The sequence below is a fragment of the Klebsiella sp. K5-204 genome, assembly GCF_030128585.1.
GTDB lineage: Bacteria > Pseudomonadota > Gammaproteobacteria > Enterobacterales > Enterobacteriaceae > Klebsiella > Klebsiella quasipneumoniae.
This window is the reverse complement of the sequence record NZ_JAKUZS010000006.1, coordinates 348,152-367,214: the sequence shown is the minus strand read 5'-3', so window position 1 is coordinate 367,214 and position 19,063 is coordinate 348,152. Positions and strand designations below refer to the sequence as shown.

Sequence of the window (19,063 nt, the reverse complement as noted above, 5' to 3'; positions counted from 1 at the left end):
ACGCTGCACGCCGGAGAATGTCTCTCCGGCAGATTCAGGAGCGCCGCCATGCCTGCAGAGGCCCCGTTACTCGACAGTGATTTAGAAATTCGTGAAGCGCTGCCCGACGATGCCCACGCCATCGCCGCGCTGTATGTCTGGCACGTGCTGAATGGCCGCGCCTCCTTCGAAGAGATCCCTCCCACCGTTGACGAAATGCGTAAACGGATCCAGACCGTGCGCGATAACGGGTTGCCCTGGCTGGTAGCGCTGTGGCGCGGGGCTATCGTCGGCTACTGCTACGCCACTTTCTATCGCCCGCGCCCGGCCTATCGCTACACCCTAGAAGAATCGATCTACGTGGAATCCGGAATGGGCGGGCGCGGCATCGGCAGCGCGCTGCTGTCGCGGCTGATCGCCGAATGCGAGAAAGGCCCATGGCGGCAGATGCTGGCGATCATCGGCGATGGCCATAACAATGCCGGCTCGCTGGCGATCCATAAAAAGTTCGGTTTTACCGTGGCAGGTCAGCTGCGCAGCGTCGGCTATAAGATGGGCGACTGGCGGGATACGTTGATTATGCAGCGCGCGCTGGGTGACGGCGACTGGACGCTGCCGGAGTAATATTCGGCGTCACATCCCGCGGCTCGCGGCATAAACCCCCCAGCCCGATTGCCCGGCGGCGCTGAGCTTGCCGGGCCTACTAAGGGGCGGAACCCAGCGCCAAATAACGTAGGCCGATAAGGCGTCAGCCGCCATCCGGCACAAACGCGGCACTCGGCGTGATTGCCCGGCGGCGCTGCGCTTGCCGGGCCTGCGAAGGGGGCGAACCCAGCGCCAAATAACGTAGGCCGGATAAGGCGTCCGCCGCCATCCGGCACAAACGCGGCACTCGGCGTGATCGCCCGGCGGCGCTGCGCTTGCCGGGCCTACAAGACCTGATAACCCTTTGATATAAATGCATCTTTATCCCGGATAAGGCGCAATGCGCCGTCATCCGGGGTATATGCAGATTAATCGTTCTGCGCGGTCTGGGCGCCGCCTTTCAGCATCGCCTCCGCCATCTGCGCTTCGCGCTGCTTTTTATAGCTCAGCGCCGAAGCCGGGACCGGCATCACCTTCCCGGTCTCGATCCACGTCCGCAAACGGCTGGCGTCGGCGAAGTGGGTATATTTGCCGAAGGCATCCATCACCACCAGCGCCACCGGGCGTTGGTTAATCACCGTGCGCATAATCAGGCAGTGGCCGGCAGCGTTGGTGAAGCCGGTTTTGGTCAGCTGGATGTTCCAGTTGTCGCGATACACCAGATGGTTAGTGTTGCGGAACGGCAGGCTGTAGGCCGGATGGGCAAAGGTGGCGGTCTCTTCTTTGGTGGTACTCAGCTGGCCAATCAGCGGATACTGCTCGCTGGCGATCAGCAGTTTGGTCAGATCGCGAGCGGTGGAGACGTTATGCACCGACAGACCGGTGGGCTCCACATAGCGGGTATGGGTCATACCCAGCGCCTGCGCTTTGGCGTTCATCGCGCGAATAAAGGCGTCGTAGCCGCCCGGATAGTGATGCGCCAGGCTGGCGGCCGCGCGGTTCTCGGAAGACATCAGCGCCAGCAGCAGCATATCGCGGCGGCTGATCTGGCTATTGAGACGCACGCGGGAGTAAATCCCCTTCATTTCCGGAGTATGGCTGATATCCACCGTCAGCATTTCATCCAGCGGCAGATGGGCATCGAGTACCACCATGGCGGTCATCACCTTGGTGATCGACGCCATCGGGCGCACCAGATCCGGCTGGCTGGCGTAGATGATTTTTTTGGTGGCCAGATCGACGATCATGGCGCTGCCGGAAGCGATGTCCGGCTGCGAGGCGGCTACCGCCGTCGGGGTTTTTGCTAACGCCTGGGGCGCAAAAGGCACAGCCAGCAGCAAGGTCAGGCTGAGCAAAGAGACTCGGAATTTCGGCATCATGGGCATTCTGAAAAGTATTTTTGCACGTTATTGAACGTACGCCGCGAGGTTAAGTGGGCAACTTCGCTGGCAAACGCCATCATACCGCGCCGTAAGGCCCTGTGCCTAATAAGAATCGTGAAGAAATGCTGCATTGCCGACATAAAATACATATTTGCCGGCAATGCATATTGACCCGTTTCGTCCGATCAGAACAGTCGGTAGCCATACCCCCATAGCACCACGGTGATCGCCAGCAGTACTTCCAGCACCAGCACCCCGATGGCCAGGGTCGAGCTGGCGAAACTGAGCCCCTCTTCCCGGTTAATGCTCAGGAAGGTCGGGATCCCGAGATAGAGCAGATAACCGGTATAGAACAGGGCAACGGTACCGATCAGCGCACACAGCCAGACCAGCGGATAGAGCGCCACAATCCCGCTCAGGAACAGCGGCGTGGCCACATAGCCGGCAAAGACCATGCAGCGTTTCAGGGAAGGCTGCTGTGGATATTGCCTGGCCATCCACCAGATAACCCGCCCCATGATCGCCACCCCGGCCAGCATCACGGCATAAAACAGGACAGCCAGCGCCAGCCCGGTCCACATCGACAGTTTAATAATGGTGCCGTCACCGAAGTTCCAGCCCAGCTGCGTGGTGCCGATAAAGGCGCAAACCACCGGAACCGCCGCCATCAGCAGCACATGATGCGTATAGTGATGAGAAATGGTTTCATTCTCGCTCTTTATCACGCTCATCTCCCGATTGGGATGAGCGAAGAGCCCCCAGACATGGTTCATAGCGTCCCCCTTGTCACGGCTTCGTACTGCACTGATCCAAGTATAATTCACCCTGTAGATTATTTTGTGTACAGGACAAAAAATCTGCGTCGACGCGTTTTGGTCTGCAGGGTGTATGATTAACAGGTGATGAGGTAAGGAGATAAGCTGTTTATGGATATCAATCACCTGATTTCCCAGTATGGCTACGCGGCGCTGATCGTCGGCAGCATGGCGGAAGGTGAGACCATTACCCTGCTGGGCGGCGTCGCGGCGCATCAGGGACTACTGAAGTTTCCCCTGGTGGTGATCGCTGTCGCCCTCGGCGGGATGATTGGCGATCAGTTGCTCTATCTGCTTGGTCGCCGCTTCGGCGGGCGCATTCTGCGCCGTTTCGCCAGCCAGAAGGCGCGGATCAGGAAAGCCCAGCGCATGATCCAGCACCGGCCGTGGCTGTTTGTCATCGGCACCCGCTTTATGTACGGCTTCCGGGTGATCGGCCCCCTGCTGATCGGCGCCAGCCGCCTGCCGCCGCGCATTTTCCTGCCGCTCAATATTGCCGGGGCGCTGGTGTGGGCTCTGCTGTTTACCACCATAGGCTATCTTGGCGGCGAGGTGGTTGGCCCGTGGCTGCACCACCTCGACGCCCATCTGAAGCACTGGATCTGGCTGATCCTCGCGGTGGTGGTGGTCGTGGCCGCCCACTGGTGGTTCAGGCGGCGCGAAGGGAAGAAGAAAGACTGAGCGGCGCGCCCGCTGACGCGCCGGGTGGCCGGTTACTTCACCGCCTGGTGGTAGCCGCCGCCGAGAGCCGAGGTCAGCTGAATGCTGGCGTCAATCCACTGGCCGTGCAGGCGCAAGGCGGTGATACGCTCCTGCAGCGCCGGGAGTTTCGCCATACTGACCCGGGAGCCGGGCAAGATCCCCGCCGCCATCCGGGCCTGCGCCAGGTCCACCACCCGCTGGGCGTCTTTTTCAACCTGCTGCTGCTGTTGGCTCTTGGCCATCAGCGTCTCGACCTGGCTGGCGGTTTTCGCCACCTGGTTGACGGCATCCACCACCGCTTTGTTGTACTGGGCGATGGACAGGCTGTTCTGCGCGCTGGCGATATCCAGATTGGCATTGAGGCGACCGCTGTCGAAGATCGGCAGCGTCAGTCCGGCGGTGACGCCCATCTGCTGCGCCGAATGGCGGAAAAGATCGCTTAAGTGCAGGGCATCCTGCTGCAGGAACGCCATCAGATTGATGTCCGGGTAAAACGCCGCCTTCGCCGCGTCCACTTCGCTCAGCGACGCCTCGATATACCAGTGAGCGACCTGCAGATCCGGACGACGCGCCAGCAGCTCATAGCCAAGGGTGTCCGGCAGCTGCGCGCTGACCGTCGGCAGGCTGGCGGGTTTGAGGTTTAGCGACTGGCTCTGGCTGTTGGTCAGGGCCATCAGCCGCGCTTCAATCTCTTTCATCGTGCCCGCCACGTCCGCCAGCTGCTGGTCGGTTTTGCTGACGTTAATATCGTTTTCCGCCCCTTCGGCGGAGTTGGTGATCCCGCGCTGATACAGGGCCTTGTCGACCGTCACGATATTATTTTGCTCGTTTTTCACCTGCTGCAGCACCGCTTTGATCGCCGCTTCCGTCTGCCACTGCCAGTACAGGCGCGCCACGCTGCCGGAGAGCAGCTCGCGGGTCTGAGCCTGCTCGGCCACCTGGGCTTTCAGCTCGCCGATGCGGGCTTTCACCAGCGCACGGTTTTTGCCCCACAGATCGAGATCCCAGCCGGCGGTCAGGCCGAAGGTACCGTTGGTGTACCACGGGCCGGTATTGCCGTCGGTGTCGGTGGCGAACGGCCCCATCAGGCCTTCGGCCGACATGCGTTGACGTTCGATGTCAGCGGAGAAATCCATCTCCGGGCCAAGATTCGCCTGCGACATTCTGGCCTGCGCTTCGGCAAGCCTGATGCGCTGTTCGGCAATCTGCATATCCGGTGCGTTGGCGAGCGCGCGCTGAATCAAATTATCCAGTTGGGCATCGTGGTAGTCTTTCCACCAGTCGGTCTGCGGCCAGCCGTTTTTGACGGCGGCGGGAAGATCCATGGCAACGTGGGAAGCCGGAATTTGCTGCTGCGGCGGACGAGCAACCTCATGGGAAGGCGCGCAGCCTACCAGCGCGATGGCCAGGGGCAAGGCCGCCAGCGCGCTATTATTTAATCTCAATTTCATTAGACAGGTCAGATAACATAATCAGGTGAGTGATCATAAGTTAATTGAATTAAACGCGTTTAGTAAAGCGTGTGACTAAATTATTAGTTTGCTAAAAATAAACAAACTTATCAATTCAAGGGATGAATATGAGCCAGAATATTTATGACGATCCGCACTTCTTCGCCGGCTATGCAACCCTCGATCGTTCGGTGAAAGGGCTGGATGGCGCACCGGAGTGGCCTGCCCTGCAACAAATGCTGCCGCCGCTAGCCGGTTTGCGGGTGGTGGATCTCGGCTGCGGCTACGGCTGGTTTTGCCGCTGGGCGCAGCAGCAGGGAGCCAGCCAGATAATGGGGTTTGATATCTCCCGGCGTATGCTGGCGCAGGCACGGGAAATGACCCGCGGGGATGAGATTGACTACCGCTGCGCCGATCTGCAAACCTTGACGCTGCCCGCCAACAGCTGCGATCTGATCTACAGCTCGCTGGCTCTGCATTATTTACCCGACATCGCCCCGCTCTTCTCCACCCTGCAGCAGGCGCTGGTCCCTGGCGGTATCCTGGTCTTTTCTGCCGAACATCCCATCTATACCGCGCCGCTGCAGCAGGGATGGCAGGTGAATGAACAGGGGCAAAAGAGCTGGCCGGTCAGCCACTATCAGCAGGAGGGGGAGCGCGTCAGCAACTGGTTTGCCGAGGGCGTCATTAAACAGCACCGCAAACTCTCGAGCTGGATAAACGCGCTTATCGCCGCCGGTTTTGTGCTGGAGCAACTGGATGAGTGGGGGCCAGGCGCCGAACAGATTGCTCAACAGCCCGCCCTGGATGAAGAGAAAGAGCGGCCGATGATCTTTTTACTGCGCGCGCGTAAACCGGCTTAATCCCCCGCCCGACGATGGCCGGGCGGAGAAGCGTTACGCTTTCAGGCTGGCGCCGCGGCTGGCAATCACTTCTTTATACCAGTCAAAGCTCTTCTTCTTACTGCGCGCCAGGGTGCCGGTGCCGTCATCATGGCGGTCGACATAGATAAAGCCGTAGCGCTTCGACAGCTCCGCCTTCGAGGCGCTCACCAGGTCAATCGGTCCCCAGCTGGTAAAGCCCATCAGCTCAACGCCATCGTCAATGGCCTCCCGCGCCTGCACCAGATGGTCGTTCAGGTAGCTGATGCGGTAGTCATCGTTAATGCTGCCGTCGGCTTCCACCTTATCTTTGGCGCCCAGACCGTTTTCCACAATAAACAGCGGCTTCTGATAGCGATCCCACAGCACGTTCAGCAGCGTACGCAGGCCCAGGGGGTCTATCTGCCAGCCCCACTCCGAGCTCGCCAGGTGCGGGTTCGGCACCATGCTGAGAATATTGCCGCGCGCCTGCTGGTTCAGCGCCTCATCTGCGGTGACGCACCCGGTCATGTAGTAGCTGAAGGAGATAAAATCGACGGTGGTTTTCAGCGTGTCGCGATCGGCCTCGGTGATGTCGAGCGTGATGCCGTTGTCGCGGAAAAAGCGCTGCATATAGCCCGGGTACGCCCCGCGCGCCTGCACGTCGCCGAAGAACTGCCAGCTGCGGTTCTCCTGCAGCGTCTCGAACACATCTTCCGGTTTGCAGCTCAGGGGATACATCAGCCCGCCGAGCAGCATATTGCCGATTTTGCCCTCGGGCACCAGCTCGTGACAGGCTTTGACCGCCAGGGCGCTGGCCACCAGCTGGTGGTGAATGGCCTGATACACCTCGCCTTTGCTGCTGCCGGCCGGCAGGCCGACGCCGGTCATCGGGGCATGCAGCGACATATTGATTTCGTTAAAGGTCAGCCACAGTTTGACCCTGTTTTTATAACGGCTGAACACCGTCCGGGCGTAGCGCTCAAAGAAGCCAATCACCTCCCGGCTACCCCAGCCGCCGTAGTTTTTCACCAGCGCCCACGGCATTTCATAATGCGACAGCGTCACCAGCGGGGTGATGTTGTGCTTCGCCATCTCGTCGAACAACTTGTCGTAGAACACGAGTCCGGCTTCGTTCGGCTCGGCGTCATCGCCGTTGGGGTAGATACGGGTCCAGGCGATGGACACCCGCAGGCAGTTAAAGCCCATCTCGGCAAACAGGGCGATATCTTCCGGGTAACGATGGTAAAAATCGATCGCCACATCCTTAATCCCGCTGTCGCCGGGTACGCGCTCGACCACTTCGCCGAAGACGCCGTGCGGCTGCGCATCGGAGGTGGATAACCCTTTGCCATCTTCCAGGTACGCCCCTTCCACCTGATTCGCCGCGGTCGCGCCGCCCCATAAAAAATCTGCCGGGAATGTTTTCATCTCTCTCTCCTGTGATTAATGGCTGACTGACAACAGCGGCTGACCGGCTTCGACGGCGCTGGGCGCCACCGTGTCGATCTCGCGATAGTCATCGCTGTTGCTGATAATAATCGGGGTCGCCAGGTCGTAACCGGCGTCCAGAATTGCCTGACGATCGAACTCAATCAGCAGATCGCCGGCCTGTACTCTGTCGCCCTCTTTCACATGCGCGGTAAACGGCACGCCGTCGAGTTTGACCGTGTCGATGCCGACGTGGATCAGCAGCTCAATGCCGCTGTCGCTCTGCAGGCCGATGGCGTGTTTGGTCTGAAACAGAGAGGCCACTTCGCCGGTGAACGGGGCGATGACTTTGCCTACCGCCGGGATAATGGCGACCCCTTTCCCCAGCAGGCCGCTGGCGAAGGTGCTGTCCGGCACCTGATCGAGGGCGATGACGCTGCCGCTTATCGGCGCCAGAATGTCGTTTGCCGAGACCGGCGCTACCGCCACGGCGCCCGGCGCGGCGCTGGCGCGCGGCAGGCCGGCGAAGAAAGTTAAGCCACAGGAGATAATCAACGCCGCGAAGATGCCCACTATGCCGCCCCAAACGGTGCTATCAAGCCCTTGGGGCGGGATCATTTGCGCCACGGTAAAAATGTTCCCGAAGCCAAATGAATAGACGTTAGCGTTACTGAAACCCACAATAGCGCCGCCGATGGCGCCCGCCACGCAGCCGAAGATAAACGGCCGGCGCAGCGGCAATGTTAAGCCATAGATAGCGGGCTCGGTAATGCCGAAGATGCCCGCTGAAAACGCAGAACCGGCCAGCACTTTCTGACGGGCATCGCGGGTTTTCAGCAAAATACCCAGCACCGCGCCGACCTGCCCTATAACGGCCGGCAGCAGCATGGGCAGCATGGAATCATGGCCAAGCACCGTCAGATTGTTAATCATCAGCGGAATCAGTCCCCAATGCAGGCCGAAGATCACACAAACCTGCCACAACGCGCCCATCGCCGCTCCCGCCAGCCACGGCGCCACCGCGTAGATAATCTGATACCCCTGGGCCAACAGATGACTGAGCCAGGTCGCCAGAGGGCCAATCAGCAGAAACGTCAGCGGAACCACAACGGCGAGACAAATCGCCGGCGTAAAAAAGTTTTTCATCGATGACGGCAGCAGCGCGTTGCTCTTGCGCTCCAGCCAGCAGCAGACCCATGAGGCGAGAATAATCGGGATCACCGATGAGCTGTAATTAATAAAGGTCACCGGGATGCCGAGAAAGTGCTCCACCGCCGCGCCCGGCGCCTGGCTGGCCTCAAAGGCCTGAATCATCAGCGGGTGGGTTAACGCCCCGCCGATCACCATCGAGACAAACGGGTTACCGCCAAATTTTTTACCGGCGGTGTAGCCGAGAAACAGCGGGAAGAAAAAGAACAGCGCGTCGCTGGCGGCAAACCAGATTTTATAGGTTCCCTGTTGCGGGGTCAGCCAACCGCAGACGACCGCCAGCGCCAGCATCCCTTTCAGGATACCGGAGGCCGCCAGCACGCCGATAAACGGCGTGAAAATTCCCGACACGACATCGATGATCTGCCCCAGCAGCGACCCCTTTTCAACGCTTTCCGCCACCGGTTCGCTGTCGTCGCTTAACCCTGCCTCCTGACGCACCGCCAGCCAGACGTCGTGAACGTGGTTGCCAATCACCACCTGAAACTGGCCGCCGCTCTCCACCACCATAATGACGCCCGGGTTGGCCTTCAGCCCTTCGGCATCGGCTTTGCCGTTATCTTTCAGCTTAAAACGCAGACGTGTCGCACAGTGAACCAGACTCACAATGTTCTCTTTGCCGCCGACGCGGCGGAGAATATCCTGCGCGAGTGCTTTATATTCCATGCTCTTTTCCTTACTGCCGCTGCCCGCAGACAACCGGCGACTGAGTAGTAAAAATAAAAAAACCCGAGAACCACGCCGGTAGGCGTCGCGCTCAGGTTTTGCCTGCATCATGCAGTAACAATCCAGTTTTGTCGGGAGACTTAGCGTCCCTCTTTTCTTACCCGTTCAATATGAATGGCAAGAAACATAATTTCTTCGGTGGTCAGCGCCCGCTGATACTGCTTTTGCAGATGCGTCGCCACCGTTTCCGCGCACTTCCACGCTTTGGCGTAGTTGTCTTTCACCGCGCTGTGCAGCGAGACGTCGTCATCTTCCACCACCGTGCGGGTCAGCATCCGCTGGGCGAAAAACTTCAGGTGGGTGACGAAACGCTGATAGCTCAGCGACTCCTCGTCGTAGTTCAGCTGCAGCTGATACTTCACCAGCTGCAGGATCTCCTGCATCACCCGGGTCACGTGCATGACCTCCGGCATTTCGCTGTTGAGCTGCGCCGTCACCAGATGGAGGGCGATAAATCCGGCCTCATCCTCCGCCAGCGCCACGCCGAGCCGTTTGCCAATAATGGCCCTTGCCTCCTGGCCCAGCGCGAACTCCTTCGGATAGAGCCGCTTGATCTCCCACAGCAGCACGTTACGCAGTGCGATACCCTTTTTCTGCCGCTCGATAGCAAAGTGACAGTGATCCGTTAACGTGATGTACAAACTTTCCTGTAACTTGCCCAACCGCCCGCGCGCCAGGTCGATAATGCGATCGCAGGTGGTCATCACTTCTAACGGAATCTGACTGAGCAGTTCACCTAAGCGGCCGACCAGTTCATCGCTTTGTAAGGCGAAGACTTTTTCAATTTTGCTGTCGTCCAGCGCGTCGCCCGGGCGTTTCTGAAAGGCCAGCCCTCGCCCCATCACCACCTGTTCGCGCTGGTGTTCGTCAAGAACCACCACCACATTGTTATTGAGTACTTTGGCGATTTGCATATTGACCCCAGAAACAAAAAAACCTGACCCCCGACGAAACGCCAGGTAATCAGGTTTTGCCTGCCGCAGCAGTTGCAATCCAACGCCAGCACTGTAACAACTTCTGCTAGGCGCTCAACCTGACAAGTGAAAAAACGTGATTAAGATCGCGACTATCAGAAGGTGACGACGGTTTTCCACTCCACCACCCACGCGTCCTGGGTCTGCGCAACGCCGCCCGGACGGTGCCAGTACTGCAGGCCCGGCTGCAGCTCCAGCCAGGAGACCGGACGGAAGCGATAATAGAGTTCGCCGTTCAGCGAGTGGCCGGCCACCGGCTGCCAGGCCGGATCGTTATAGTCGGCGGCGCCGCTGAGCTGGTTCATATAGCGCTGATTGCGCGCGTAGTGGCTGCTCATGTCGATCCACGTCAGGCCGAAGCCGATCCAGTCCTCCGGACGGGCGTCAAACAGCCCGCGGTAGCGCATCGAGGCGGCGACGGCGGAGTGGATATAGTTGCTGCGCTGGTCGCTGAGGCTGCCGCTCAGCGAGACGCTCATTCCCCGCAGCGGATCGTCGGCGTGGCGGGTAATCTGCTGGTTCAGGCCGGCGTACATAAACCAGGTGCTGTCGTGCTCGGCGTAGCCCTGCGGGTCCGTCGCCCCGGCGCCGCCGGATTTGCCGCTGTAGAGGTCGCTTTGCGGCGCGTTAGTCCAGACCACGCCGAGGTTATAGGCTCCCGGCAGGCCATTCATCAGCGGACGGGTTTCGATCTCCATCGGCAGTAAAATGCCTTTGCTGCCCTTCGTCGACCAGCTCCAGGCATGGCTGCGCGAGGCGGCCTGCGGGTTTTGCTCCATCACCCCGCCTTTGAGGGTGATCGTCGGCGTCAGCTTGTACTCCAGGGTGGTGCCCCAGGTGTGGATGTTCCAGTTATTCCAGGTCAGCGAGTTGGCCGATTTGCCGCCGCACTGGGTCAGCAACTGGAAATCGCAGGGAATGATCTGGTCGAAGGTTTGCACCTTGTTCATCATGCCGATGCGCCAGGTCAGGCGACGGTCGTCAAAGCTGCGGGCGAAGGTCAGCCAGCCGAGACGGGTGATCGACCCGCCGCCCCAGCTCTCCTGCGACAGATCGTTGAAGCTGACCCGCGGATCCTGCAGCCGTTTCGTGGTGAGGTTATCATCGTGGTTGCGGTTGACGATGTTGCCCTCGAGACGGGCGTCCGGTATGCCGGTCCAGCGCTCCAGATCCTGGGTAAAGGTCAACGACACCTGGTCAATATAGGCCAGATGTTTATCGTGGTTATAACCGCCGCCGGCGTTGTAGGCCATCTCGTTAAGATAGCCGAGATTATAATGAAAGCCGTTCTCTTCAAGGATTGGACGAATGCCCAGCATATCGCCCAGCAGCCCTGGCTGTCCGGCTTCAAACCCCAGCACGCTGCCGTTCCACGCCGGGGTTTGCGCCGCGTTCACGACGGGCGCCATCGCCGCCAGCGCCGCGCCGATAAAAAGCTGATTTATTTTTTTGTTATACATTGTGATCTCCACCGTGACTGAATAAAAACAAAGGGGATCCCCAGGCTATTTATTTACCTGTTTTCTTTTTTTAAAAAATGAATGGCAGGGGCCTCCTTCGGTAATAAAACCGCGACCGTGCCAGAGAAAAGATGAATGACAATCTCTTGTTTTACGTCATCATTTACCCACCGTTAAATTTTGGCCAAAAAAAAACCTAAGCACTTGCCGCCACGAATGACGGAAGTGCTTAGGTTTTGCCTGCGTTCAGTAGCAATCCTGAATTGATTGACCGCACAGTATCACTTTATTTCACTCATGCCTATCATCAATAGGCAGACAAGTAATAATATGTGAAGCGAATAACAATATGGCGCTTAATAGCGGGCGATCGCCGCCGCTATTTCAGCAGAGGTTTGCAGGGCGCGAATTTCATTAAACAGCGTCAGCGCCTCGGTATATTCCTTGCGTAAATAGCCTAGCCACTGCTTAATTCTCGCCACATGATACAGGCCGGTATCGCCCTGCTTTTCCAGACGGGTATATTTTTGCAACAGCTGAACCACCTGCGGCCACGGCATGCGCGGTTCGTTGTATTTGATCACCCGGCTGAGGTTCGGTACGTTGAGCGCCCCGCGGCCAATCATCACCGAATCGCAGCCGGTGACGGCCATACAGTCCTGAGCGCTTTGCCAGTCCCAGATTTCGCCGTTGGCGACTACCGGAATGGTCAGGCGCCGGCGGATCTCGCCGATGGCCTGCCAGTTGATGCGCTCCGCTTTGTAGCCATCTTCTTTAGTGCGGCCGTGGACCACCAGCTCGCTGGCCCCCGCCTGCTGCACCGCGTCGGCGATTTCAAAGCGCCGTTCGCCACTGTCCCAGCCGAGACGAACTTTCACCGTCACCGGCAGATGTCCGGGCACCGCCTCGCGCATCGCCTTCGCGCCGCGATAGATAAGCTCCGGATCTTTCAGCAGCGTCGCCCCGCCGCCGCTGCCGTTCACCAGCTTCGACGGACAGCCGCAGTTTAAATCGACGCCCCACGAGCCCAGCGCCACCGCGCGGGCGGCGTTTTCCGCCAGCCACTCGGGATATTGCCCCAGCAGCTGGACGCGCACGCGGGTACCGGACGGGGTGCGGCTTTGATGATGCAGTTCCGGGCACAGCCTGTAGAACGATTTAACCGGCAGCAGTTGATCCACCACCCGCAGAAACTCGGTGATGCACAGATCGTAATCGTTCACTTCGGTCAGCAGCTCGCGCACCAGCGAATCGAGCACGCCTTCCATCGGCGCCAGTAGTACACGCATATCGTTACCCGGAAAAAAAAGAGGCGCTATGGTAGCGCCTCCGGGCGTTGGTTGAAAGTGCTCAATGCGTCCCCCCTGCCGTACGCCATTCCCCATTCGGCGAATGCGACAAAGCGAGGAGATAATCTCTATGCTTTACAGGAGTCTGCGGCATCTCATACCGCCTTCATTTGCCGCTTCTCTTCCAAAAAGGTAGCGTGGGACCCGATATACCCAAAGCTGCGAGCTGTCAGGTCCTACCGGGAGAGGCTATTGTTCCCGTACGCTATCAGCGCTATGCATAGAATTCATGATGTGATCGGTAGCACATTTTAGGGATTAATTGTATGATGAATGCACTTCATCAAGGGTTATTACCATGAGTAAATCGCTGACTATTATCTGGCACTACCTGCGGGCTTTTGTCCTGATTTACGCCTGCTTATACGCCGGAATATTTATCGCCGGGCTGCTGCCCATCACCATCCCCGGCAGCATCATCGGCATGCTGATCCTCTTCGTGCTGCTGGCGCTGCAAATTATGCCGCCGCAGTGGGTCAACCCCGGCTGCAATATCCTGATCCGCTATATGGCGCTGCTGTTCGTGCCGATCGGCGTCGGCGTGATGCAGTACTGGGATCTGCTGCGCGCCCAGCTGGGGCCGGTCGTCATCTCCTGCGCCATCAGCACGCTGGTGGTGTTTGTGGTGGTGAGCTGGAGCTCCCACCTGGTGCACGGCGAACGCAAAGTGATTGGGCAAAAGGAAAAGAAAAATGATGCATGAAATCTGGTGGTCGCTGCCGCTAACCCTGATCGTCTTTTTCCTCGCCCGCAAACTGGCGGCCCGCTTCAAATTCCCGCTGCTCAACCCGCTGCTGGTGGCGATGGTAGTGATAATCCCGTTTCTGCTGCTGACCGGGATCTCCTATGAGCGTTACTTTGCCGGCAGCAAGATCCTGAACGATCTGCTGCAGCCGGCGGTGGTCGCGCTGGCTTTCCCGCTGTATGAACAGCTGCACCAGATCCGCGCGCGCTGGAAATCGATCATCACCATCTGTTTTATCGGCAGCTGCGTGGCGATGATCACCGGCACCACCGTGGCCCTGCTGATGGGCGCCACACCGCAGATCGCCGCCTCTGTTCTGCCCAAATCGGTGACCACGCCGATTGCCATGGCGGTGAGCGGCAGTATCGGCGGCATCCCGGCCATCAGCGCCGTGTGCGTGATTTTTGTCGGCATCCTTGGCGCGGTATTCGGCCATACCCTGCTCAACCTGATGCGTATTCGCACTAAAGCGTCGCGCGGCCTGTCGATGGGCACCGCCTCGCACGCCCTCGGTACCGCCCGCTGTGCGGAACTGGACTATCAGGAAGGGGCGTTCAGCTCGCTGGCGCTGGTGCTGTGCGGGATCATCACCTCGTTGATGGCGCCGTTTTTATTCCCGCTGATCCTTGCGGTAGTGGGATAAAATGTGACTCGTATCACATTTATTAATGCAACGATGAAAAGTTGCATTAGCAATGGGACGTAAATCACATTTGAAACCCCTTGACGCCCGTACACTGGTTTCCCATTACACTGTTATGAGGCAACGCTATGCACTCACGTTTTCAAGCTGCTTTGACGACTCTGGCAGCAGACCTGCAGGCGGCCATCGCCCCGATGCTCGCCGACCCGCACTTCCCGGCGCTGCTCGAGGCCGATCAGGTGGCGACGCTGCAACAGGCGACAGGTCTGGACGAAGACGCGCTGGCCTTTGCGCTACTGCCGCTGGCCGCCGCCTGCGCGCGCGCCGACCTTTCCCACTTTAACGTCGGGGCTATCGCCCGCGGCGTCAGCGGCCGCTGGTACTTTGGCGGCAACATGGAGTTTCTCGGCGCCACCATGCAGCAGACCGTCCATGCAGAGCAGAGCGCCATCAGCCACGCCTGGCTGCGCGGTGAAACCTCCCTGCGCGCTATCACGGTGAACTACACGCCGTGCGGCCATTGTCGTCAGTTTATGAACGAACTGAACAGCGGACTGGCGCTGCGCATTCATCTGCCCGGTCGCGAAGCCCATGCGCTGCAGCACTATCTGCCGGATGCCTTCGGCCCGAAAGACCTGGAGATCAAAACCCTGCTGATGGACCACCAGAACCACGGCTTCCCGGTCAGCGGCGATGCCCTGTCCCAGGCGGCGATTGAGGCCGCTAACCGCTGCCACGCGCCTTACAGCCACTCGCCTTCCGGCGTAGCGCTGGAGCTGAAAGATGGCACCCTTTTCAGCGGCAGCTATGCGGAAAACGCGGCGTTCAACCCGACGCTGCCGCCGCTGCAGGGGGCGCTGAATCTCCTCAGCCTCAACGGCTATGATTATCCGGACATCCAGCGGGCGATCCTGGCGGAGAAAGCCGATGCGGCGCTGATTCAGTGGGACGCCACCGTCGCCACCCTGAAGGCGCTGGGCTGCCACAATATCGAGCGCGTGCTGTTAGGTTAATCAGCCTGCGCGCCTGAGCAGATGGCCGGATGGCGGTTTCGTCTAATCCGGCCGACCTTTTATGCCGTTATGTTGTCGGGTGGCGCTCCGCTAACCCGACCTACCGTTCGCGCCATTGCGAGCTGAAGATCGCGATGGCTGCTGAAACTGCCGACCTGACAGCCTCAAAGTCGCTGAGACGTTCCCGGAGGGCCGGAGAACAGGTTGCGGCTACGCCTTACCCGGTCTGGGATCGGCGATCGGTCCATATTGCTGAAAATCCCCGCAATTAAACGCGGGTTTCTTGCGCTTACCCGGCGGGTAAAGTAGCCTGAAGACTCCGTTGTCTATTATTGAGCCAAGTTCATGTTAAAGCGTGTGTTCTACAGCCTGTTAGTCCTGCTCGGCCTGCTGCTGTTGACCGTGCTGGGTCTTGACCGCTGGATGAGCTGGAAAACCGCGCCCTATATCTATGACGAGCTGCAGGACCTCCCCTACCGCCAGGTCGGCGTGGTGCTGGGCACCGCTAAATACTACCGCACCGGGGTGATCAATCAGTATTACCGCTACCGCATCCAGGGCGCGCTCAACGCCTACAACAGCGGCAAGGTCAACTATCTGCTGCTGAGCGGGGATAACGCCCTGCAAAGCTACAATGAACCGATGACTATGCGCCGGGACCTGATTAAAGGCGGCGTCGATCCGGCGGATATCGTGCTGGACTATGCCGGTTTCCGCACGCTCGACTCGATCGTCCGCACCCGCAAAGTGTTCGACACCAACGACTTCATTATCATCACCCAACGCTTCCACTGCGAACGGGCGCTGTTTATCGCCCTGCATATGGGGATCCAGGCTCAGTGCTACGCGGTGCCGTCGCCGAAGGATATGTGGAGCGTGCGGCTGCGCGAATTCGGCGCCCGCTTCGGCGCGCTGGCGGACCTCTACATCTTCAAACGGGAACCGCGCTTCCTCGGTCCTTTAATTCCGATTCCGGCGCAGCAGCACGACGTGCCGGATGACGCCCAGTCCTACCCGGCGGTCACCCCGGAGCAGCTACTGGAGCTGCAGAAAGAAAAGTAGCCTCCATCAACGCATCCGTTTCAGATATAAAAAAACCCGCGCCAGGCGCGGGTTTTTACTCAGGCAAAAATTACTTCTTACGGGCGTATTTCAGGGAATCCAGCGCCACGGCGAAGATAATGATCGCCCCCTTAATGATGTACTGCCAGTAAGGGTTAACGCCGATATAGGTCAGGCCGTAGTTGATCACGGTGAAGATAATCACCCCGGTCACCACGCCGAATACGGTCCCTACCCCGCCGCTGAACGATACGCCGCCCACCACGCAGGCGGCGATGGCGTCCAGTTCGTACATAAAGCCGAGGTTATTGGTCGCCGAGCCGATACGACCGGCTTCCAGCAGGCCGCCGAAGGCGTAGAACACGCCGGAGAGGGCGTAAATCATCAGCAGGTTCAACGCTACGTTGACCCCGGAGACCTTCGCCGCTTCCGGGTTACCGCCGATAGCGAAGATGTTTTTGCCAAAGCGCGTCTTGTTCCACAGGATCCAGACAAAGAAGACGGCAATCAGCGCGTAGAAGGTGATGTAGGACAGGCGGAACGAGCCCAGCGCCACAAACCCCTGCGCGAAATGGGAGAAATGGCTGTCGAAGCCGGAGATCGGCGACGCGCCCACGAAGTCGTAGTACAGCGAGTTAATGCCGTAGACGATGATCATGGTCCCAAGGGTGGTAATAAACGGCGTCACGTTCAGATAGGCAATGACGATCCCGTTAATCAGGCCGATGACCGCCCCGATGGCGCATACCAGCAGGATGACCAGCGGGATCGGCATGGTCGCCATATCCGGAAACACCTTGTTGGCATTATCCACCGCCTGCAGCATGGTCGCGGCAATCACCGCCGCCAGTCCCACCTGACGGCCGGCGGAGAGGTCGGTGCCCTGCGTGACGATCAGTCCGGCCACCCCGAGGGCAATAATAATACGCACCGAGGACTGGGTCAGAATATTACTCAGGTTCAGCAGACTTAAAAATGTCGGATCCTGGAAAATAATAATGGCCAACAGGACCAGAAGGACGACATATATCCCACCCTCTTTCAGGTAAGTGAGAAAACTCTTTTTATTTAACGCACTCATGTGAAGCCCCTGATCTTAAAGGTGCAATGACGCAAGACGCAGTATTTCGTTTTGCGTGGTGGTTTTAGTCTCAACAATGCCCGCGACCAGGCCGTTGCTCATCACCAGAATGCGGTCGGTAATCCCCAGCAGTTCCGGCATTTCGGAGGAAATAATAATGATCCCTTTATCTTTTTTAGCCAGCTCGGCAATCAGCTGATAGATCTCGAATTTGGCGCCGACGTCGATACCGCGCGTCGGCTCGTCCAGCATCAGGATCTCCGGCTGGGTCAGCAGCCAGCGGCCAATAATGACCTTTTGCTGGTTACCACCGGAAAGCGAACCAATCTGCGTATGCTGGCCGGGGGTTTTAACGCGCATAGAGTCAATGACCCATTGGGTATCGCTCTTCATCCGCGAGTTATCCAGCAAGCCGAGGCTGTTTTTATATTTCTTAATATTGGAGATCAGCGAGTTAAAACCGATATCCAGATAGGCGTAAATCCCGGTGGAGCGCCGCTCCTCGGTCACCAGCGCAAAACCGTGGTTAATCGCCTCATTGGCGCTGTGGTTGTTGATCTTCTTCCCGTGCAGGGTGATGGTGCCGCTGGCCTTCTCACGGATCCCGAACAGGGTCTCCACGATGTCGGTCCGCTTCGCGCCCACCAGACCGGCGATACCGAGAATTTCGCCCTTATGCAGATCGAAGGAGACATCGCGAATGGACGGCTGGCGAAGGGAGGTGAGATTGCGTACCTGGAGGATCACTTCTCCCGGGGTGTTTTCGCGATCCGGAAAGCGCTGGTTGAGCGAACGCCCGACCATCATGGCGATTATCTTGTCCATATCCAGCCCTTCCAGCGGCTGAGTGGCGATCCACTGGCCGTCGCGAAGGATGGTAATTTCATCGCACAGCTGGAAAATCTCTTCCATTTTGTGCGAGATATAGACGATACCGCAGCCGCGATCTTTCAGCTTGCGGATGATCTTAAACAGATGGTTGACCTCTTTTTCCGTCAGCGAGGACGTCGGCTCGTCCATGATGACGATTTTGGCGTCATAGGAAAACGCCTTGGCGATCTCAATCATCTGCATCTGGGATACCGATAAGGTACCGACGCGGGCGCGAGGGTCGATATCAATATCCAGCTCATCAAATATGGCCTTGGTGTCCCGGTACATTTTGTCCTGATCGACAAACATACCTTTAGTGGGATAACGCCCGAGCCACATGTTGTCCATGACCGAACGCTGTAAGACCAGGTTTAATTCCTGATGTACCATCGAAATACCGTTTTCCAGGGCTTCTTTCGCCGAATGGAAATCGATCTCTTTTCCCTGAAAAAGAATGCTGCCGGAATCTTTTTGATAGATCCCAAAAAGGCATTTTAATAATGTCGATTTACCGGCGCCGTTCTCACCCATTAACGCATGAATGGAGTGCGGACGAACCTTCAGGTTGACATTATCAAGAGCCTTGACGCCAGGAAACGATTTGTTGATGTTGCTCATCTCCAACAAATATTCGCCTGACCGTTCGCTATTATTGCTGACCATAGTTATACCTGGCTGCGTTCATGCACGCCCCGTCCGGCGCAATAACGCCAGCAGGAGTCT

General features: G+C 58.4%; 17 protein-coding genes. 7 read left to right on the top strand and 10 right to left on the bottom strand.

Features of this window, described 5'->3' with window-relative positions; all coding sequences use genetic code 11:
- The first annotated feature begins 48 nt into the window (after nucleotides 1-48).
- The gene (locus tag MKR05_RS17790; RefSeq protein ID WP_002912829.1) at nucleotides 49-603 is read left to right on the top strand and encodes a GNAT family N-acetyltransferase; all 555 of its coding nucleotides are present in this window, start codon (nucleotides 49-51) and stop codon (nucleotides 601-603) included.
- 389 nt (nucleotides 604-992) lie between these two features.
- On the opposite strand, the gene pbpG is transcribed toward MKR05_RS17790, so the two are convergent.
- Both pbpG and MKR05_RS17780 read right to left on the bottom strand, forming a co-directional pair.
- On the bottom strand, nucleotides 993-1,943 hold the full coding sequence (pbpG, locus tag MKR05_RS17785) for a D-alanyl-D-alanine endopeptidase (protein WP_023290428.1): 951 nt from the start codon (nucleotides 1,941-1,943) through the stop codon (nucleotides 993-995).
- A gap of 188 nt (nucleotides 1,944-2,131) precedes the next feature.
- Nucleotides 2,132-2,719, bottom strand: a complete 588-nt coding sequence (locus MKR05_RS17780; RefSeq protein WP_032453512.1) for a Yip1 family protein — start codon at nucleotides 2,717-2,719, stop codon at nucleotides 2,132-2,134.
- 153 nt (nucleotides 2,720-2,872) lie between these two features.
- Between MKR05_RS17780 and MKR05_RS17775 the strand changes: the two genes are divergently transcribed.
- Complete coding sequence (locus MKR05_RS17775; protein WP_023290430.1) at nucleotides 2,873-3,442, top strand: DedA family protein; 570 nt, start codon at nucleotides 2,873-2,875, stop codon at nucleotides 3,440-3,442.
- A 32-nt stretch (nucleotides 3,443-3,474) separates the two neighbouring features.
- Here the strand turns inward: MKR05_RS17775 and mdtQ are convergent, their stop codons facing one another.
- On the bottom strand, nucleotides 3,475-4,914 hold the full coding sequence (mdtQ, locus tag MKR05_RS17770; RefSeq protein ID WP_080901712.1) for a multidrug resistance outer membrane protein MdtQ: 1,440 nt from the start codon (nucleotides 4,912-4,914) through the stop codon (nucleotides 3,475-3,477).
- Nucleotides 4,915-5,042: 128 nt separating this feature from the next.
- On the opposite strand from mdtQ, the gene MKR05_RS17765 reads away from it, so the two are divergent.
- The gene (locus MKR05_RS17765; protein ID WP_032453514.1) at nucleotides 5,043-5,777 is read left to right on the top strand and encodes a bifunctional 2-polyprenyl-6-hydroxyphenol methylase/3-demethylubiquinol 3-O-methyltransferase UbiG; all 735 of its coding nucleotides are present in this window, start codon (nucleotides 5,043-5,045) and stop codon (nucleotides 5,775-5,777) included.
- A 33-nt stretch (nucleotides 5,778-5,810) separates the two neighbouring features.
- Here MKR05_RS17765 and MKR05_RS17760 read toward each other — a convergent pair whose 3' ends face one another.
- From MKR05_RS17760 to dusC, 5 genes are all read right to left on the bottom strand, one after another.
- Entirely contained in the window at nucleotides 5,811-7,205 is a 1,395-nt protein-coding gene (locus MKR05_RS17760) for a glycoside hydrolase family 1 protein (RefSeq protein ID WP_048297900.1), read from the bottom strand.
- 15 nt (nucleotides 7,206-7,220) lie between these two features.
- Nucleotides 7,221-9,191: a PTS beta-glucoside transporter subunit IIABC gene (gene bglF / locus MKR05_RS17755; RefSeq protein WP_238875195.1), complete on the bottom strand. Its 1,971-nt coding sequence runs from the start codon at nucleotides 9,189-9,191 to the stop codon at nucleotides 7,221-7,223.
- 29 nt (nucleotides 9,192-9,220) lie between these two features.
- On the bottom strand, nucleotides 9,221-10,054 hold the full coding sequence (bglG, locus tag MKR05_RS17750) for a transcriptional antiterminator BglG (protein WP_023290435.1): 834 nt from the start codon (nucleotides 10,052-10,054) through the stop codon (nucleotides 9,221-9,223).
- A 155-nt stretch (nucleotides 10,055-10,209) separates the two neighbouring features.
- The gene (locus tag MKR05_RS17745; protein WP_238875196.1) at nucleotides 10,210-11,574 is read right to left on the bottom strand and encodes a carbohydrate porin; all 1,365 of its coding nucleotides are present in this window, start codon (nucleotides 11,572-11,574) and stop codon (nucleotides 10,210-10,212) included.
- A gap of 356 nt (nucleotides 11,575-11,930) precedes the next feature.
- The gene (gene dusC / locus MKR05_RS17740; RefSeq protein WP_023290437.1) at nucleotides 11,931-12,863 is read right to left on the bottom strand and encodes a tRNA dihydrouridine(16) synthase DusC; all 933 of its coding nucleotides are present in this window, start codon (nucleotides 12,861-12,863) and stop codon (nucleotides 11,931-11,933) included.
- Between the two features lie 358 nt (nucleotides 12,864-13,221).
- On the opposite strand from dusC, the gene MKR05_RS17735 reads away from it, so the two are divergent.
- The 4 genes from MKR05_RS17735 to sanA all read left to right on the top strand — a co-directional run bounded on the left by MKR05_RS17735 (nucleotide 13,222) and on the right by sanA (nucleotide 16,386).
- Nucleotides 13,222-13,626 (top strand): CidA/LrgA family protein, encoded by a 405-nt coding sequence (locus MKR05_RS17735; RefSeq protein ID WP_023290438.1) that lies wholly within the window; start codon nucleotides 13,222-13,224, stop codon nucleotides 13,624-13,626.
- Nucleotides 13,616-14,311 carry a CidB/LrgB family autolysis modulator gene (locus MKR05_RS17730; RefSeq protein WP_004201621.1) on the top strand — a complete coding sequence of 232 codons (696 nt, stop codon included), beginning with the start codon at nucleotides 13,616-13,618 and terminating at the stop codon, nucleotides 14,309-14,311. Before MKR05_RS17735 ends, MKR05_RS17730 begins: the two co-directional genes overlap by 11 nt.
- Before the next feature lie 128 nt (nucleotides 14,312-14,439).
- Nucleotides 14,440-15,324 (top strand): cytidine deaminase, encoded by an 885-nt coding sequence (gene cdd / locus MKR05_RS17725; protein ID WP_053810132.1) that lies wholly within the window; start codon nucleotides 14,440-14,442, stop codon nucleotides 15,322-15,324.
- Nucleotides 15,325-15,669: 345 nt separating this feature from the next.
- Complete coding sequence (sanA, locus tag MKR05_RS17720) at nucleotides 15,670-16,386, top strand: outer membrane permeability protein SanA (protein ID WP_004201624.1); 717 nt, start codon at nucleotides 15,670-15,672, stop codon at nucleotides 16,384-16,386.
- A 70-nt stretch (nucleotides 16,387-16,456) separates the two neighbouring features.
- Here sanA and mglC read toward each other — a convergent pair whose 3' ends face one another.
- Nucleotides 16,457-17,467, bottom strand: a complete 1,011-nt coding sequence (gene mglC / locus MKR05_RS17715; protein WP_002912871.1) for a galactose/methyl galactoside ABC transporter permease MglC — start codon at nucleotides 17,465-17,467, stop codon at nucleotides 16,457-16,459.
- 15 nt (nucleotides 17,468-17,482) lie between these two features.
- Nucleotides 17,483-19,003 (bottom strand): galactose/methyl galactoside ABC transporter ATP-binding protein MglA, encoded by a 1,521-nt coding sequence (mglA, locus tag MKR05_RS17710; protein WP_072420991.1) that lies wholly within the window; start codon nucleotides 19,001-19,003, stop codon nucleotides 17,483-17,485.
- Nucleotides 19,004-19,063 lie beyond the last annotated feature (60 nt).

What these genes read in the sequence shown, in the direction of transcription:
- MKR05_RS17790 (WP_002912829.1), top strand. Translation starts at nt 49, where the DNA reads ATGCCTGCAGAGGCCCCGTTACTCGACAGTGATTTAGAAATTCGTGAA.
- pbpG (WP_023290428.1), bottom strand. Translation starts at nt 1,943, where the DNA reads ATGATGCCGAAATTCCGAGTCTCTTTGCTCAGCCTGACCTTGCTGCTG.
- MKR05_RS17780 (WP_032453512.1), bottom strand. Translation starts at nt 2,719, where the DNA reads ATGAACCATGTCTGGGGGCTCTTCGCTCATCCCAATCGGGAGATGAGC.
- MKR05_RS17775 (WP_023290430.1), top strand. Translation starts at nt 2,873, where the DNA reads ATGGATATCAATCACCTGATTTCCCAGTATGGCTACGCGGCGCTGATC.
- mdtQ (WP_080901712.1), bottom strand. Translation starts at nt 4,914, where the DNA reads ATGAAATTGAGATTAAATAATAGCGCGCTGGCGGCCTTGCCCCTGGCC.
- MKR05_RS17765 (WP_032453514.1), top strand. Translation starts at nt 5,043, where the DNA reads ATGAGCCAGAATATTTATGACGATCCGCACTTCTTCGCCGGCTATGCA.
- MKR05_RS17760 (WP_048297900.1), bottom strand. Translation starts at nt 7,205, where the DNA reads ATGAAAACATTCCCGGCAGATTTTTTATGGGGCGGCGCGACCGCGGCG.
- bglF (WP_238875195.1), bottom strand. Translation starts at nt 9,191, where the DNA reads ATGATGCAGGCAAAACCTGAGCGCGACGCCTACCGGCGTGGTTCTCGG.
- bglG (WP_023290435.1), bottom strand. Translation starts at nt 10,054, where the DNA reads ATGCAAATCGCCAAAGTACTCAATAACAATGTGGTGGTGGTTCTTGAC.
- MKR05_RS17745 (WP_238875196.1), bottom strand. Translation starts at nt 11,574, where the DNA reads ATGTATAACAAAAAAATAAATCAGCTTTTTATCGGCGCGGCGCTGGCG.
- dusC (WP_023290437.1), bottom strand. Translation starts at nt 12,863, where the DNA reads ATGCGTGTACTACTGGCGCCGATGGAAGGCGTGCTCGATTCGCTGGTG.
- MKR05_RS17735 (WP_023290438.1), top strand. Translation starts at nt 13,222, where the DNA reads ATGAGTAAATCGCTGACTATTATCTGGCACTACCTGCGGGCTTTTGTC.
- MKR05_RS17730 (WP_004201621.1), top strand. Translation starts at nt 13,616, where the DNA reads ATGATGCATGAAATCTGGTGGTCGCTGCCGCTAACCCTGATCGTCTTT.
- cdd (WP_053810132.1), top strand. Translation starts at nt 14,440, where the DNA reads ATGCACTCACGTTTTCAAGCTGCTTTGACGACTCTGGCAGCAGACCTG.
- sanA (WP_004201624.1), top strand. Translation starts at nt 15,670, where the DNA reads ATGTTAAAGCGTGTGTTCTACAGCCTGTTAGTCCTGCTCGGCCTGCTG.
- mglC (WP_002912871.1), bottom strand. Translation starts at nt 17,467, where the DNA reads ATGAGTGCGTTAAATAAAAAGAGTTTTCTCACTTACCTGAAAGAGGGT.
- mglA (WP_072420991.1), bottom strand. Translation starts at nt 19,003, where the DNA reads ATGGTCAGCAATAATAGCGAACGGTCAGGCGAATATTTGTTGGAGATG.